The organism is Shewanella jiangmenensis (genome assembly GCF_018596335.1).
Lineage (GTDB): Bacteria > Pseudomonadota > Gammaproteobacteria > Enterobacterales > Shewanellaceae > Shewanella > Shewanella jiangmenensis.
The window spans coordinates 84,859-99,642 of sequence record NZ_JAHEPS010000002.1 but is presented as its reverse complement, the minus strand read 5'-3'; the positions used below and the strand labels follow the sequence as shown (position 1 = coordinate 99,642).

The 14,784-nt window shown below is 58.2% G+C and carries 15 protein-coding genes; 3 read left to right on the top strand and 12 right to left on the bottom strand.

Going from position 1 to position 14,784, the window contains the following annotated elements; genetic code table 11:
• Nucleotides 1-40: 40 nt before the first annotated feature.
• From KJI95_RS05990 to KJI95_RS05940, 11 genes are all read right to left on the bottom strand, one after another.
• On the bottom strand, nt 41-1,321 hold the full coding sequence (locus KJI95_RS05990) for a winged helix-turn-helix domain-containing protein (RefSeq protein ID WP_214506283.1): 1,281 nt from the start codon (nt 1,319-1,321) through the stop codon (nt 41-43).
• A 170-nt stretch (nt 1,322-1,491) separates the two neighbouring features.
• On the bottom strand, nt 1,492-2,328 hold the full coding sequence (locus KJI95_RS05985; protein WP_214506282.1) for an ABC transporter permease: 837 nt from the start codon (nt 2,326-2,328) through the stop codon (nt 1,492-1,494).
• A gap of 57 nt (nt 2,329-2,385) precedes the next feature.
• A complete protein-coding gene (locus KJI95_RS05980) occupies nt 2,386-3,162 on the bottom strand; it encodes an ATP-binding cassette domain-containing protein (protein ID WP_214506281.1) in 777 nt (258 codons plus the stop codon).
• On the bottom strand, nt 3,156-4,592 hold the full coding sequence (gene nosD / locus KJI95_RS05975) for a nitrous oxide reductase family maturation protein NosD (RefSeq protein ID WP_214506280.1): 1,437 nt from the start codon (nt 4,590-4,592) through the stop codon (nt 3,156-3,158). Before nosD ends, KJI95_RS05980 begins: the two co-directional genes overlap by 7 nt.
• A gap of 1 nt (nt 4,593) precedes the next feature.
• Complete coding sequence (locus tag KJI95_RS05970) at nt 4,594-5,079, bottom strand: nitrous oxide reductase accessory protein NosL (protein WP_214506279.1); 486 nt, start codon at nt 5,077-5,079, stop codon at nt 4,594-4,596.
• Between the two features lie 161 nt (nt 5,080-5,240).
• Nucleotides 5,241-6,188, bottom strand: coding sequence for an NrfD/PsrC family molybdoenzyme membrane anchor subunit (gene nrfD / locus KJI95_RS05965; RefSeq protein WP_214506278.1), 948 nt, complete (start codon nt 6,186-6,188; stop codon nt 5,241-5,243).
• A gap of 1 nt (nt 6,189) precedes the next feature.
• Nucleotides 6,190-6,891: a 4Fe-4S dicluster domain-containing protein gene (locus KJI95_RS05960; protein WP_214506277.1), complete on the bottom strand. Its 702-nt coding sequence runs from the start codon at nt 6,889-6,891 to the stop codon at nt 6,190-6,192.
• A 15-nt stretch (nt 6,892-6,906) separates the two neighbouring features.
• Nucleotides 6,907-7,593 carry a tetratricopeptide repeat protein gene (locus KJI95_RS05955; RefSeq protein WP_214506276.1) on the bottom strand — a complete coding sequence of 229 codons (687 nt, stop codon included), beginning with the start codon at nt 7,591-7,593 and terminating at the stop codon, nt 6,907-6,909.
• A gap of 43 nt (nt 7,594-7,636) precedes the next feature.
• On the bottom strand, nt 7,637-8,380 hold the full coding sequence (locus KJI95_RS05950) for an FKBP-type peptidyl-prolyl cis-trans isomerase (RefSeq protein ID WP_214506275.1): 744 nt from the start codon (nt 8,378-8,380) through the stop codon (nt 7,637-7,639).
• Nucleotides 8,381-8,408: 28 nt separating this feature from the next.
• Nucleotides 8,409-8,849 carry a rhodanese-like domain-containing protein gene (locus tag KJI95_RS05945; RefSeq protein ID WP_214506274.1) on the bottom strand — a complete coding sequence of 147 codons (441 nt, stop codon included), beginning with the start codon at nt 8,847-8,849 and terminating at the stop codon, nt 8,409-8,411.
• Between the two features lie 48 nt (nt 8,850-8,897).
• A complete protein-coding gene (locus tag KJI95_RS05940) occupies nt 8,898-10,943 on the bottom strand; it encodes a cytochrome c3 family protein (RefSeq protein ID WP_214506273.1) in 2,046 nt (681 codons plus the stop codon).
• 367 nt (nt 10,944-11,310) lie between these two features.
• On the opposite strand from KJI95_RS05940, the gene KJI95_RS05935 reads away from it, so the two are divergent.
• The 3 genes from KJI95_RS05935 to KJI95_RS05925 are packed head-to-tail and all read left to right on the top strand — an operon-like array spanning nt 11,311 to nt 14,306.
• Complete coding sequence (locus KJI95_RS05935; protein WP_214506272.1) at nt 11,311-13,266, top strand: heme lyase CcmF/NrfE family subunit; 1,956 nt, start codon at nt 11,311-11,313, stop codon at nt 13,264-13,266.
• Nucleotides 13,263-13,667: a cytochrome c-type biogenesis protein gene (locus tag KJI95_RS05930; protein ID WP_214506271.1), complete on the top strand. Its 405-nt coding sequence runs from the start codon at nt 13,263-13,265 to the stop codon at nt 13,665-13,667. The genes KJI95_RS05935 and KJI95_RS05930 overlap by 4 nt, the downstream gene beginning before the upstream one ends.
• Before the next feature lie 9 nt (nt 13,668-13,676).
• Nucleotides 13,677-14,306: a TlpA family protein disulfide reductase gene (locus tag KJI95_RS05925; protein ID WP_250885681.1), complete on the top strand. Its 630-nt coding sequence runs from the start codon at nt 13,677-13,679 to the stop codon at nt 14,304-14,306.
• Between the two features lie 138 nt (nt 14,307-14,444).
• Here KJI95_RS05925 and KJI95_RS05920 read toward each other — a convergent pair whose 3' ends face one another.
• Complete coding sequence (locus KJI95_RS05920) at nt 14,445-14,735, bottom strand: helix-hairpin-helix domain-containing protein (protein ID WP_214506270.1); 291 nt, start codon at nt 14,733-14,735, stop codon at nt 14,445-14,447.
• Between the last annotated feature and the right edge of the window lie 49 nt (nt 14,736-14,784).

Here is a 14,784-nt window from a genome sequence, read left to right as displayed (position 1 = left end):
ACAGCCAAAACAATCCCGGCTCCGGCCGGGATTTTTATTATCAGAGCAGCGCCCTGGTGTAGCGGGTCCAGGCCAGAATATGGCCAATCTGCGGCACTATCCACACGGCGGTATCCTTGCCCTGCCACACCCGATAAAAGTACAGGGTGTCGTCGCGGATATCGTGCTTACGGATCTCGCGGTAAAAATGCAGCGCCGAGCCGCTGACATTGTCTGGTTTTTCCAAGGTTTTTTGCAAAACCTTCACCTGAAACACATCCACATCCATGCTGCCAATGCGGCTTTGATACTGAGTGAATGCGCCCCGCAGCCGGTATTTAATCGGGGTGGTAATGCAGTTTTCATCGGTAATGCAGGCCGACACATGGAACTGACCGGTATCTGCGCCTTCATACACCAGTGACAGGCTTAAATCCGCCCGCACCAGAAGCTCGCCCGCCACCGGAAAATACACATCGGCCTGGAAGTTATGCTCTTCAATTTCGCCGCCGGCTTGAGCTTCGGGCAATATCACCTTGTTGTAGCGGATACGCTCTTCCATCTGGCGACTCAGCGGCAAAAACTCCGCCATACTGAGGCCTGCTGGCTCCTCGCCTATGCTGGTGATATTGATGATGCGCTTGCCGCTGCAGTCGGTCGGCGACTCGCCGGGACACACGGCAAAGGAGTAATTGTTGCCATCGGTGGCGGCAAAGCCCGACAGCGGGCCATAATCGCTGAGCTGATTGCCCTCGGGCGCCAGATGCCGCTGCCACATCGAAGGATGCAGCCGGTCCACATCCTTAAGATAAAAAAGCTCAGCCTCCACCAGACTGCCACCGACATTCAACGGAATATCGCCGCCGGACTGCCAGCGGCTGACATCCTTGACCATGGCGTGCCGGTCGCTCAGATACCAAAAGGCGCCAAGAATAAACCCCAGCAGCACAATACCGGCGAGCTTGACCCGCAGCGACACGCCAATCAGCGCATCCTTGATGGCCTCACCGTCGTTGATGGCAAGCATATGCACATGGGACTGGCGGGAAATGTGTAGCTGATAGCCACGGCGGGCCACGGTTTTCAGTTGCAGCTCCGGAAAGGGCTCAAGCTTTTTACGCAGGGTGCTGACGCACTGGGTCAGGGAGGTCATGGACACAACCCGGTCGGGCCAGCCAATCGATAGCAGATCTTCCTTGGCAATAATGGTCTCGGGGGACTCAAGCAAGGCGGCCAGCACCTGGGCCTCCGAGAAGGTCAAAGGCACCTGGCTGTCGTCACGCTGATCCACCAGCACCTTGGCCGATGGCTCAAATATCAGGTAGGGGGTCAGTTGATGCATACAGGTTCCGGCCGCAACAGGTTGATCTTTACCGCATTCTACTGGCCAGACGCCATTCAGTGTGTGAGCTTACGCCCATTCAAGCCTATGTGCGGTAAAGGCTTTTTGCTAAACGAATCACGGATCACAGTTCATCACCCAAGCGTCGCACTTTGCACTGCGGCCGAAGCTCAAAGCTCGTTACAGCCGCGCACTATGCCAAGCTGGCCAAACCGAAACAGCAGCACAGGCACCAGCAGCTGCCCGAGCGCCCACAGCGGCAACTCGGCCTGCAACACAAAGCCCCTGAGCACAGTGACAGGATTAAGGAGCACCAGCACCTCAAGCAGGCCGCCCGGGATCGCGCCAAGTAACAGCAGCGCCAGCAGCAGCAAATCCCACAGCAATAACAGCGCCCCAAGCCACAGCAGGCCCAGAAACAGGGCGCTTTGACTGCCACGGCACCAGGCGCTGACCACCAGCGCACTGAGATGACAGCCAAGGGTAAGCGCCGCGCCGCCAAGCCAAAGCCGCAGTAGCCCTGCGAAGTACTCAAGCGGCGCCGAGCTTGCAACGAGCAGATACAGCAGCGCACTGCCAAGGGCCGCCAATGTCTGCGCCAGCAGCAGCGGCGCCGCGCCCCCAAGCCATTTGCCAAGCAACAGCTGCCCGGCTGACACAGGCTGAGTCAACAGCAGCCCCAGCGTCGCGCCTTCACGCTCGGCCACTATGCCCTTAAAGCCCGCCATCAGCGCCAGCAGCGGCAAGGTCAGGCTCCAAAGCGCGGTCAGGGAGCGCAGCGCCGCCATCGGCTGGGCAAGGAGCCCTGCCGATGCCGAAAAAGATAAACACACACAAACTCCCAGCAGCAGCAGTACTCCAAAGCTGATAAGGAGCAGCCGCTGCCTTTTGGCCTGCAGCCATTCGAGCCGGGCGATAAAGCGCACCGCATCAAGGGCACGGCTGCTGCAAGGTTGTAACGTCAGGGCTGACTTGTCGCCGCAGTGGCTGCTTACCAGACTGGTCATCACCCTTCACTCCCTATTGCTGCGCTCTGCATAGACTTTTGGCATAGACTTTTGGCCTCAACTTCTGGATATGAGCTCTGGGTCTGAGCTTTCGCCAAAAGCATTGGGCATCAGCCGCGAATAGGCGGCGCGCAGGCTGTCGCCGCCCAGAATGTCAGCGGCGCGGCCAAAGGCCTGCTGCCTGCCGCTGCCGATAAAAAGCAGCTTGTCGGCGCGCGGCTCCAGCAGCGCCAGATCGTGGCTGCAAATCACCAGCGCGCAGCCGTTTTGCTTCAGGCGGTCAAGGCGCTGATACATAAATTCAGCAGCGCCGGGGTCAAGCCCCGTGGTTGGTTCATCAAGTAGCAGTAACCTCGGTTTACCAAGGAGCGCCAGCGCAAGCGAGAGCCGCTGCAGCTGCCCCTTTGACAGGCTCTGGCACGGCCGATGTAGAAGCGAAGCCAGACTAAACGCCTCAATAAGCTCATTCACCTCACCGGCAGTCGCGCCCTTAAGCCTGCCAAAAAGCGCAAACAGCTCACTGCCGCTAAGCCTTGGGTACAAGCGGCAATGCTCGGGTAAATAACCCACCCCCGCCATGCCGCGCGAGGGCGTGTGCCCAAGCACCTTAAGGCTGCCGCGGCTTGGTGCAATTAGCCCGAGCAGCAGCTTTATCAGGGTCGATTTACCCGCGCCGTTATGACCAAGGAGCGCCAACAGCTCGCCCTCAGCGAGGGAACAGCTCACCTCCGTCAGCGCGGCTGTGCCCGAGGTTTGGTCTTTGCCAAAAAGCCCGGGCAACACTTTGCAGCGCCCCGGCCTGCTGTAGCCAAGCATTTGGGCATCAATCACCATGACAAACCTCCCGTGGCATTTGTGGCAGGAACAAGCGAGGCTGAAACAAGCGTGGCTGAAACAAGCTTCGTTGAAACAAGCGTGGCTGAAACAGAAGAATCTATTTCCGGCAGATGCACTGCTGACGAAGGTGCCTGCATCAGAGGATAAGGGTCGGTTACCCCTTCACCGCGCTCCAGCGCCAGCGCATCTGAGAGGGATTTAAGCAGCATCACCAGCGGGCTTTGCATCAGGGTGCGCGCCTCGGGGTAAATGAGAAACAGCCGGTCAAACCTGTCGTTTGGCCGGTACGGCCCATCGCCTATGCCGTCGCCATTTATATCAAGCCCCGAATGGCCGCCCCAGAAGTTACCCCGCCCCCCGCCGCTCCAGTCCATGGCCACAGTGCCCGTGTAGCGCAGCTCCTCGCCATTGCCCGCAATAACATTGCCATGAAAGCGGTTTGCCTCCGCCCCCATGGCAATGGCAACGCCGACATCGCCATCAATAAAGTGATTGTTTTCAATCAAATTGCTTTTTGCATCGTAGATAAAGAGCCCCTTGCCGACACTGAATATATCAAGGCTGGCACCCGTGCCGGCTTTAGCCTGAGCCTTGCTGGCTTTCACCAAATTGCCGCTCAAGCGGGTATCTTCAGTGACATTCAAAAGCACCCCAAAGTCGCTCGCCTGCAGGGCGATGTTTTCTTCAAGCCGCAGCCCTTGTGAGCTCATCAGCGCATAACCCCCAAGTACATTTTCGGCCTGATTAAGGGCGATAAGCTCCCCTTGGCTGTACATGGTATGCACGCCGTATTGCAATGAATTCATACGGTTGGCAATCACCTCACTGCCTTGTGTGCTTTCAAGGTAAATGCCGTCCCGCACCGTCTCGATGCGGTTATGGGCGATGCGCGCCGCCCTGCCCCCCTTAAGGTGAATGCCATCACCACGGTCAAGGAGGTGCAAACTGGCATCGCCGCGAATGTGGCTATGCTGAACCTCAAGAAAATCAGCATCTTCTGCATGAACACCGTAGCCTGCGGCCTCGATATTGAGATTGGCGAGCGTCACCCTGTGGGCGCCGGGCGTAAGTTTTACCGCCGCATCAAGGCTAAGCAGCGAGCCGCCAACGCCGTGAAAATGGATGCCATCCAGGGTTATATCGCTCGCGGCGATAATGAGCCCCGAGCCGACGCCGTCGCAATCAAACAACACCTTACCCGGGGATTGGGCGATAAGATCAATTGGAAAGTCGATGGTATCGCCGCAGGCATAGCGGCCATCATCAAGCAGCAGAGTTGCAGGCTTTTGCGCGAGCATCGCCTTAAAACTTTCCGGGGTGGCTGTGGGGATGCCTGAAGCCCTCTCCCCTGCACTTAAGTTAAAAGGCAACAGCAGGCCAAGCACGAACATTATTCTGCGTGCCTGCATGCCCCGGGCGGCGCTCATCTCAGTGCTCGCTCTTTAATAGCTCTAGGCTGATGTCATCGAAGCCCAGCACCCGCCCGCCATATTCGGCGGCAAACTTTTCGGCGGCCTCACGGCTGGAAAATGGCGCCACTGCCGGGCCCATCACGGCTTTTTTGCTGGTGCCGTACACATAAAAGGCGCTCTTGGCATCGATAAAGGCGCTGTCGTCCGGCGTTTCCCAGTTGGTTGCGCCCATGTCGTGGACAAACAGTGCCAGGGTGCGGCGGCCATTTTCCGGCTGCAATACATAGTTGAACATGTCGCGGCTTGAGCAGAATTGCGGCCGCGTTTCACCGTCATTTAAGATCACCTGCCCCTTGGGGCCCGGGTACTTGGTGATCATCATGCCGCACAGGTGGCAGCGGTCATGGTCGTGCAATGGCTCGGGGCGCAGGTCGGTGGCGGTGACCTCAGAAAAACAGGCACTGAGCAAAGGGATAAGGGCGGCAATCAGCAGTTTTTTCATGGCTGGCTCCGGATGAAGTGATTCCTTAAAAGCCGCCGCCCGACACGGAGATGAGATGGGGCGGCGGCCGGTTTTACCACACAGGGGTTAAGCTCGATTCTTTAGATCGCATAGCTCTCGGTCAGATCGCATGGCTCTCGGTTAAATCGCATAGCTCTCGGTCAGATCGCATAGCTCTGGCCCGCATACAGGATGAAGAGCCTGAGACACATCATGCCGCTGACCGCACACAGCCCGGCCAGATAAAACGCCTGGGCCGAGTGGCTGAAGCGCTTGCCGGTGGCGAAGTTAAGCAGCAGCGGCAGCACAAAGCCGACACCCACCACACCAAGCCAGAACAGCATCGACCAGTCACCGCCGTTAAAGGCGGCAAAGGCCATCTGGGCACCGGCATTTCCTGTGGCAAGCGACACCATGATCATGAAGATAAACAGGGCTTCGGCGGCCATAATCGGCCACTCGGCACCATGTAAGAGCTTCATGTCGCTGCTGTGCAAATCTTCATTGAAGAAGCGCACCGCCACCATCTTGGCCGCCGCCGCCCCCGCCGACAGACCGGACGCTACAAACAGCGCCGGCAGCACCGAGGTGTTGATGATGGGGAAGCGGATAAGCGCCGAGATGAGAAAGCCGGTGTAGGCACACACGGATACCGCGAGTACCAGAAGCGCGATTTCCATCGGCCGACGCTGACCTTCGAACTTGGCAGCAATGCCGGTGAGCATGGCGCCCATGGGCAGGTACTTAAGCTCTTCTTTCAGGGCTATCAAACACACCAACGCCAGCAGCGGCATATAGGCGCACAGGGCTATCACCCCGATGGACATGACCGAGTTCAGGTTGTAGAACACCAAAATTCGCCAGAAAAACAGCGGGTTGGTCAAATCCAGCACCAGACACAACATCCCAAGGCCAATGGTGACCAGCGCGGTGATGCTGGCCGCCTTCAGCAGCGGCGTGTTACTGCTCTGGCCCTTATAGAGCCTAAGCCCAAGGGCGATGGTCAGTGCGCCGCCGGAGATCCCGGCGAAAAACAGGTACACCGCGATGGGCCAGGGCCAGGCGACCCCTTCAGACAGCCCGAGGGTAAAAGCAATGCTTCCGTCCATGTCAGACTCCTGTTTTCACAATGGGGATGTAACGCAGGCTCGGCTCGGTGCCAAGGTGTGGCTTTATTCTGACCGAGTCCTTCACCGCCAAAAGCTTGCTGACGTAGGACTGGGGGTCATTGATGTCGCCAAACACCAGTGCGTCGTGACGGCAGCTCTCCACACAGGCAGGCAGCAGCCCCTTCGACAGGCGGCTTTCGAGGCAGAAGTCGCAGTTATCGGCGACCTTGGTGGCGCTGTTGATAAAGCGCGCGTTGTAAGGGCAGGCACCGATGCAGTACTTGCAGCCGGCACACTTGCCCTCATCCATGGTGACCACGCCGGTGGCTTTGTCGCGCATGGCGGCGCCGGTTGGGCATACGGTCACGCAGGGCGCGTCCTTACACTGCTGGCAGGACACCCGCACAAACTTACGCTCGCAGTCGCACTTAAGCTTGCCGCAGTGGGGGCAAGGCTGGCCTTCGACCCGGCCGGACTGCTGCTCAAGCAACAGCCGCGACTGGCCTTCGGGCAAACCATTGGCCTGATTACAGGCGGTTTTACATTCGCCGCAGCCGACACACTTGTTCTGGTCGAACACCATTACGTAGTGCGGCTTGTGGCCGCCGGTTTCGGCGTCCTCGCGGCTGGTACATCCCATGGGCAGCAGGGCTGCCGAGCAGGCACCGATTAAAAACCGGCGCCGCGATAGATGTTCACTCACACATTCCTCCTCGGGTCATGGATTGACCCTGTTATCCTTCGGCCTGGCTTCGACATGGGCCTCGACACGGGCATCGACACGGGCAATGGCGCGCTCGATGGCCTCGCGTCTGGGCTCCCCTGCGTTGCTGTCCAGCAGCCATTGCCACTGCCCCCGCGCAGCAGCCAGCTCTCCTGCCTGATAAAAGGCAGTGGCCAGCAGCAGGCGGCTTTGCAAATCGAAGGGGTCGAGCCTCAGGGCGCTGGCGATAAGCCCGCTGCTGGTTTGGCTCAGGATGCGGCCGTCACGGTAGTAGAGTGCCTCGGCTTCGCGGGCAAAGAGTTCGCTCTTTTCCCCTTCAAGCAAACGCACCTGCTGCCACAGGCTTGCGGCATCGCCATAGCGGCTGCCTTCGCTGTACAGAGCAGCGAGCCTGCGCATAACAGCGACATCGCCCGGGCGCGCCTCCAGCTCACGGCGTGCCTCGGTGATGCGACCGGCCAGCTGGTAGTCGATGCGCTCATCCACTTTGGCCTGCTGCCACTTATCAAAAGCGCCAAGTTCGCTGTAAACCCAGAACGCCAGCGGCAACATCAGGCACACCAGTGCCAGCGGCAGCCGGACTTCGGTGGCCTCACCCTGGTGGGTCGAGTGCACATGGGCGAGGGTAAGACTTGCCGGGATAAGCAAACTCAGGGCGATAAGCACAAGCAGCAGTGTCATGACAACATCCTCAGGGTAACCAGACTCAGGGCTTGGCCGCGCCTCAGTGACCCATGCCCATCATGGCGCCGTGATCGCCTTTGCCAGGGGCCTCAACTTTGACCAGTTCAAGCTCAAACATCACCGCGGCCTCAGGTGGAATGACGCCGGCACCGTCCTTGCCGTAGGCGAGCTCGGCAGGGATCAGGATTTTCGCCTTGCCGCCTTCGCGCAGCTGACGAATACCCTGCTCAAGCCCCGGGATCACCGTCATCAGCGCAAAGCGCGCCGGGGTATCGCCGGTGTTCTCAAACTCGCTGCCATCGCTTAAGGTGCCGCGGTATTTCACCGTGACCACATCCTCAGGCTTTGGCTGCTCGCCCTTTCCTTCACTCAGCATCTCCAGCTGCACGCCGGACTCCAGGGTGGTGACCTTGGCGTTGCTGGCGTTGGAGGCCAAAAACGCCTCGCTGCGGGCCTTTTCTTCGGCGGCAAGCTGGGCAAGTTTGGCGTCGCGGGCGGTATTGAGCCGCTCGGCTCTGTCGTTCAGAAGACCCACAATGGCGTCGTCACTGAGTTTGCTTTCGTTTTTAAGGGCATCGACGAAGCCCTCAATCACCTTGGCAACCTCGGCGTTTTCACCAAGCTCGGCATGTTGATAGAGCTGATTGGACACATAGCTGCCGACAGAGGCGCCAAGCGCATAGGACTCGTCCTTGGGCGCATCGGCGGCAACAACTGACAGTGACAGCATCACACCCGATACGGCCAGGGTGAGGGACTTGAATTTGAACTGGATTGATTTCATTACTACTTTCTCCAAAAACAAAAAGGGATCAGGGCTTTTCCACCGGCCTGCCGGAAATACGCCAGCCATAGACCCCATCGGGCATCTGGCGCACATCTGTGTAGCCAAGCTTCATCACTTCCCGCGCGGCCAGCACGCTGGCGGTGCACAGGCGGTTGGCGCAGTAAAACACCAGGGTGGCGTCTTTCTTTGCCGGCAACAGCTTTTGCCAGTCGCGCACGTTGAAGAACACGGCGCCCGGCAGGTAGCCCTCGGCCCAAATCTCCAGGGTGTTCACATCGAAGAAGTGCACATTGGGCTGACCTAGCAGCGACTCGGCCTCGAGCATCGAGATCTGGTTAAGCTCGGCTTCGTGGCGCACTGCGGCTGTCAGTTCACCGCCACCGCCCGCCTGACATTCGCTGATAACAGCGACGTTGGCGCCAAGGGCGATGAGTGCAGGCAGCAGATACAGGCTTGGGTTTCGCATCAGCATCCTCTCTTGCTGCCCCCGGCTGCGCGCCGGGGGCTTTGGGTGTTACAGGGTTTTGGCTGTGGTGCCGCTGGCATCCAGAATATTCTGGGCCTGGGTGACGTAGGTCAGCGCCGCATCCAGACGTTTCTGGACATAACGTGGACCGTGTACGCCCCATGAACCGTCTTTACGGACCATGTCGATGGCATCACGCGCCTTGTCGGTAAGCAGCAGCACCTGGGTCTTGTCATCCACGCTGAGCACTGTCACTTCCATCAGCTTGTCGATGCGAACCAGCGACTGCTCAACCTTGGCGAAGGTATCTTTAACCGGGGTTTGCCACTTCATCACTTCACCGTAGATTTCCATCTGATCTTCGAAGTGCAGGCCAACTTCCAGCTCAGACTGGAACTGGCTGTGACAGCCCTTGCCTTCAACGACCGAGTGATCAGACACGGCGGTACGGGCACAGCTCCACATCAGGTCGAGGTAGCCATGGCCGTTCTCGTCCTGGGCCACGGTCCAGCCCTTGGTGGTGGCATCCCTTGGCTGACCTTCAGGTGGGTTGAGGGTCTTGCGCTCTGGGCTCACGTCAATCTTCCACAGGTGAGACTTACGCACCGCGTCGAAACCGGCCTGATCCGGATACTGAATGGCGGTGAAGTTCTCACAGCTGCCCATGTTGGGCATGTGACAGCTGGTACAGGTGCTGTTGCTGTGGGTGTCGGTGTTTTTGGCCACTTCCGCCTGCACTGTGTGACAGTCGGTACATTCTTTCTTGATGGTCGGCTTGGTGAAGCCAGACTTCCAATCGTTGCCGGTCACTTCGTGCGGGTCGTGACAGGTGGCGCAGCGCATGCCCTTGTCGTAGTGAGCCGACATGAACATTTGCGAACCTTCGGTACCACAGGATGGGCAGGACGACTTCATCTTCACGTTGAAGGCGTACTCCATCTTTTCTTTGCCCTGTGGGGTGTCGGCCAGTTCATCGACGAAGTTGAAACGCTGGTGACAACGTTCACAGTTGGATGGCATGCCGCCGCCCACACCGCCGTCGAGGTGACCACCGGCGCCGTGACACTCTTCACAGGCGATACCTTTACTGATGGTGTGTTCCTGCAACTTCTTGGGGTCGCCCAGGGCGCTTAAGAATTCATCCTTGCTCTTAAAGTCGAACTTAAAGGTGTGGCACACCTCGCAGTAGGAGCTGGCAGGCTGGAACAGGAAGTCTTTTTCGTACTTGGCGCCGTAGGAGGTCATGCCCCACTGATGCGAACCAGTTGGACCAAAGTCCTTCATTTCGGTTGGGAAGCCGGGGATAGCCTTGTTGATTTTCTTGGCCATTTCCGGGGTCAGCCATTCGGCCCAGCCACGGGAGAACTGGTTGCCGCCGGCCACCAGAGTGCCGGTGCCGTCTTTGAGCAGACCGTCTTTGATGTGGTAGCTGCCGCGCACCAGATAGCTGTCGATAAAACCGTACTTGGTACGTGGGGTACCGACTGTGGCGTAAATGGCATCGGCGGTGACGCCATCAGGCAGAATTGAGGCCTCTGAGCCATACATTTTTTGCTTGAGGTCGTTATTCACCTCGGGGTGATCGCCGGGGAAGCGGATGGTCTGGGCGTGACGGGAGCGTTTCCACTTCTCGTACTGCACCGCGTGACACTCGCCGCACTTCTCCGGGCCAACAAACTTGTTGGGATAGTCGAGAATCGACTTGGCACCCAGACGGTACTGCACCGCCATCGGGCGGCCGACGCGCTCACTGTATTTTTCGCTGTTGCCCTGCTCGAGGTACTCTTCACCCCGGTCAGAAATGCGGTAAGTCCCCTTGATGCGGCCTTCTTCGGCGTATTTGAACACCGGGTGATTCTGGAACAGGAAGTCGAACAGCTCTTTTTCCTGAACAATGTAGTCCTGCAGGGTTTTCACGCCCTTGCTTTCTTCGGTCAGATCCGGATTGGCAATCACGCGCTGGGCAGCCTTGCCCATGTTCTTGTTGCCAAAGCCCGGATCGCCCTCGGAAGCCGCGACGGCCGCGCCCGATAAGGCAACGCCGCCCAGGCTTAACAGCACTGACAGTGCCGTCCTGGATTTCCATGGTTTCATCACTCACTCCTCTCATCATCTTGTTTGTGTTTTTGCTGCCGGGGCTGGGTTGCCGGGGCAGTCAACGACTTGAGCGAGGCCATGATGAGAGGGAATGCGGGACAAAAATCTGCGCTGGCGCACACTAAAAAACGGCTCAGGTCTCAGCAGTTATCAAAAGGACACAAAACCCATCAATTCAAACAGTTGACACCAATTCAATCACATCAATTCAGATCTAAAACCCTGCTTTTTAAGGTCTCAAAACTTGTGAAAACGCCCTTGAAAACTGAAAAAAACGCAGCACCATAGCGCACTTGCGAGGGATCACATTTCGCCGCGCCATTTGCCGCTAAGGTGCCTTCACCTTCCATCAACGGGCATTGATATGCTTGCCGAAACAGGACACTTTTTACTGATCCTCGCCATAGTAGTGGCGCTTGGCAGCGGCTGCCTGATGTTGGCCGCTCACTGGCAACCGGGGCGCGCACCTTACCTTGAGCGTCAATCAAGGGCGCTGGCGCTGCTTGGCGCCTGCAGCTGGCTTGGCGCCATGGCGGTGCTGGCACTGTGCTTTATTACCGATGACTTTTCGGTGGCCTACGTGGCCAACCACTCCAACACCGCCCTGCCACTCTTGTTTAAGGTGGCGGCGCTGTGGGGCAGCCATGAAGGCTCGCTGCTGTTTTGGGCGGCGCTGCTTGCCCTGTTTGCGGTGCTGTTTTTTAACACTGAGCCGACCCTTGGCCTCAGCCAGTGGCTGCTGGTTGGTTTTGGGCTGGTGATATTGCTGTCGGCCAATCCTTTTATGCGCCTGCTGCCGGGGGTGCCGCCCGAGGGCCGGGATCTGAATCCCGTGCTGCAGGACATTGGGCTTATCCTGCATCCGCCTATGCTGTTTATCGGTTATGTGTTTTTGTGTCTGATGTTTGTGCAGGTGATGGCAAACCTGTGGCAGGGCAACACAGATAAAGCCCACCAGGCCGGCGAGCGCCGCCTGCGCACCCTGACGCTTTTTGGCTGGCTGTTTTTAACCGGCGGCAATGTGCTGGGGTCATGGTGGGCCTATAACGAACTTGGCTGGGGCGGTTGGTGGTTTTGGGATCCGGTTGAAAACGCAGCCTTTATTCCATGGCTTTTGACCACGGCGCTGCTGCACTGCTTTGTGGCCCCCACGGTCAATGGCAAGCCGCAGCCACTGCTGCAATCGGCCGCCACGCTGCTGACGATTACCGCCTTTGGCTGCTGCCTGCTTGGCAGTTTTCTGGTGCGCTCGGGCATAGTGCAATCGGTGCATGCCTTTGCCAGCTCCCCCGAGCGCGGCATCAGCCTGCTGCTGTTGCTGGCGGGCTGTCTGGTGCCGGCGCTGTATCTCTTTGCTGTGCGCCACCTCAAGGGCGATGGGCAAGGCGCGCCAACGCCTGCACCACCTTTGCTGCTGCTCCTTGGCATGGCAGTTATCGCCAGCGCCGCACTCACTGTGCTGCTTGGCACCCTGTATCCGCTGCTCCATGAACTCCTTGGTCTTGGCAAAATTTCCGTCGGCGCCCCCTATTTCAACAGCGTATTTGTGCCTCTGGTGTGGCTTGCGGCGCTTGCCATGGGTTGGCGCTGGTTTGCCAGCCATCAGCAGCGGCTGCAGGCGGCTATCGGTGCACTGCTGCTGCCCCTTGGCTGGCTGTATTTCAATCAGCCGGACAGCATGCTTTATGCGCTGATGGGATTAAGCGCCGCATGCTGGCTGCTTTTTGCCGAAGTGACGCAGTGGTTTAGCAGCAATAGCAGGCGCCGCTGGGCAAGGCTTGCGCACCTTGGGGCGGCCATCAGTATCCTTGGCGCCACCTTTGTGAGTCAGTATGAAACCGAGGCCGTGCTGCGCATGGGGCCAGACACAGGCAAAACCATCAGTAGCCTTGGCAGTGACTACAGCTTTGTTTACCGCGAAACCGCGCGGGTCGAAACTCGCGCCTTTCATGCCATCGAGGGCCGGATTGAACTCCTTGGCGACGACGGTATGCGCCTGCACTGGCTCTATCCCCAGCGCCAGAGCTTCAAGAGTAACGGCATGGAGATGTCTCAGGCGGGCATAGTCCATGGCGTGTGGCAGGACTTTTATGTCTCTATGGGGCAGAAGCTGGATGACAACACCTATCTTATCCGCCTGTCGGTGAAACCGCTGGTGAGCTGGCTGTGGCTTGGCGGCGGCCTGATGATGCTCGCCGCCATCGCTTCCCTGCTGCAGCCACTGCTGCGCGCACGGCTGTCACCCACGGGGCAAAGGCCACAAAAGCTTGACGACAATGCCAAGCCCGCAAACCCGGCCACTGCTGCGGAGGTTTTATGAAACTGCTGTTTTTACCCCTGAGTCTGGTTATCGCACTTGTCTTTTTTTCTTCACAGGGCACCTTTGCGGCCCAAGACCTGGCGGGGCCGGAAAAACTGACCCTCGCCATGGACATTGCCAGGGAGCTTCGCTGCCCCATGGCCACCAACCAGAGCCTGTTTGAGTCCGAAAATGCCATCGCCAGTGAGCTTAAGGCGCAGATTTACCTGATGGTGAATGAAGGAAAAAACCGCGAGCAAATTCTTGATTTTATGACCCAAAGATACGGAGAGCAGATCCGCTACCAGCCAAAGCTTGGCATCAATACCGCACTGCTTTGGGGTGCGCCACTGCTGCTGTTTCTGGGGTTGGCGCTGCTGTCACTCAAGCTGACCGGCTGGCGACCGGCGCGAATGCGATAAGGAGTTTTTATGCGTTTATTGATGATGTTAATCGGCGCCCTGTTTGCCAGCAGTGCACTCTTTGCCAGTGCCAGCGCCAGCGGCGCCGGAAATCTGCAGCACAGGGCTTATCACACAGGTGAAGCGATTGCCAAACCCATGGTGATGACAGGCTTTGTGGAGCTGAGCCGCGCCCGCACCATCCCCACCATTGAATTTACCGACATCGATGGCAAGCCAAGAAAGCTCAATGAGTACAAAGGCAAACTGGTGGTGCTCAATCTGTGGGCCAGCTGGTGTGCACCTTGCCTTAGAGAAATGCCCGCGTTAAAGACACTTAAGCGGGCGCTGGCCGACGCGCCTATTGAAATAGTGCCGCTGTCGCTGGATGACGACCCCAGCGCTATTCCGGCCTTCCTTGAGCGCCATGGCCTTGCGGACTATGTGAGCTGGTTTGACCCCGGGCTAAAGGTTGAGGCAATTATGCCCGCCAATGTGGTGCCGGCAACCTATGTATTTGACGGTGAAGGAAACCTTATCGGCTTCGTGCGCGGGTTTCTTGACTGGAGCGATAAAGAATCTGAGGCCTTTTTACGGGCGCTCGGCGAAAAGTATACCGGCGTGCAACTACAACAACTGAAAGCAACTACGCCGTCCTGAGACGGCACTCCCTGCAAACCACCCTGCTAGGCAACCATCTTTTAGGGTTCCTCCACCCCAAGAGTGTTGTGCCCCTTTCCCGCCATGCACGCCGACCTTACCGGCGGGAAAGGCTTTTTTTTAGCCCCATAGAGCAAATCAAATATCACCGTATCGCGCCTTGCGCTGCGCTGTGTAATCCCACCATGGCCGTGGCTCGGCCCCTTGACTGAAGGCCACCAGCGACATCAACACATCCAATACGCAAGGGTCCTGCCGCTCAAAGGTTAAGTCACACAGCCGCCAATAGAGCTGCAAAGGGTCTTGCCCTGCTAAGTCATCCACACTGTTAATACCCAAAAGAAGCAAGTCTTTGGCGGTGGCGGGCCCCACATTGGGCAAATCGGTGAGCTTATTCAGTTTGCTTCGGTCTACTTTATCCGGATGCATGGTGACTCCCAGTCAGTTAACTCCGCCAGTCAGTTAACGCCGGCAATCT

Coding starts and splice junctions, on each gene's coding strand:
- KJI95_RS05955 (WP_214506276.1), bottom strand. CDS start 7,593: ATGACACTGCTGCTTGTGCTTATCGCCCTGAGTTTGCTTATCCCGGCA.
- KJI95_RS05925 (WP_250885681.1), top strand. CDS start 13,677: ATGCGTTTATTGATGATGTTAATCGGCGCCCTGTTTGCCAGCAGTGCA.
- KJI95_RS05985 (WP_214506282.1), bottom strand. CDS start 2,328: ATGACCAGTCTGGTAAGCAGCCACTGCGGCGACAAGTCAGCCCTGACG.
- KJI95_RS05970 (WP_214506279.1), bottom strand. CDS start 5,079: ATGAAAAAACTGCTGATTGCCGCCCTTATCCCTTTGCTCAGTGCCTGT.
- KJI95_RS05940 (WP_214506273.1), bottom strand. CDS start 10,943: ATGAAACCATGGAAATCCAGGACGGCACTGTCAGTGCTGTTAAGCCTG.
- KJI95_RS05935 (WP_214506272.1), top strand. CDS start 11,311: ATGCTTGCCGAAACAGGACACTTTTTACTGATCCTCGCCATAGTAGTG.
- KJI95_RS05945 (WP_214506274.1), bottom strand. CDS start 8,849: ATGCGAAACCCAAGCCTGTATCTGCTGCCTGCACTCATCGCCCTTGGC.
- KJI95_RS05980 (WP_214506281.1), bottom strand. CDS start 3,162: ATGGTGATTGATGCCCAAATGCTTGGCTACAGCAGGCCGGGGCGCTGC.
- nosD (WP_214506280.1), bottom strand. CDS start 4,592: ATGAGCGCCGCCCGGGGCATGCAGGCACGCAGAATAATGTTCGTGCTT.
- KJI95_RS05950 (WP_214506275.1), bottom strand. CDS start 8,380: ATGAAATCAATCCAGTTCAAATTCAAGTCCCTCACCCTGGCCGTATCG.
- KJI95_RS05920 (WP_214506270.1), bottom strand. CDS start 14,735: ATGCATCCGGATAAAGTAGACCGAAGCAAACTGAATAAGCTCACCGAT.
- KJI95_RS05990 (WP_214506283.1), bottom strand. CDS start 1,321: ATGCATCAACTGACCCCCTACCTGATATTTGAGCCATCGGCCAAGGTG.
- KJI95_RS05930 (WP_214506271.1), top strand. CDS start 13,263: ATGAAACTGCTGTTTTTACCCCTGAGTCTGGTTATCGCACTTGTCTTT.
- nrfD (WP_214506278.1), bottom strand. CDS start 6,188: ATGGACGGAAGCATTGCTTTTACCCTCGGGCTGTCTGAAGGGGTCGCC.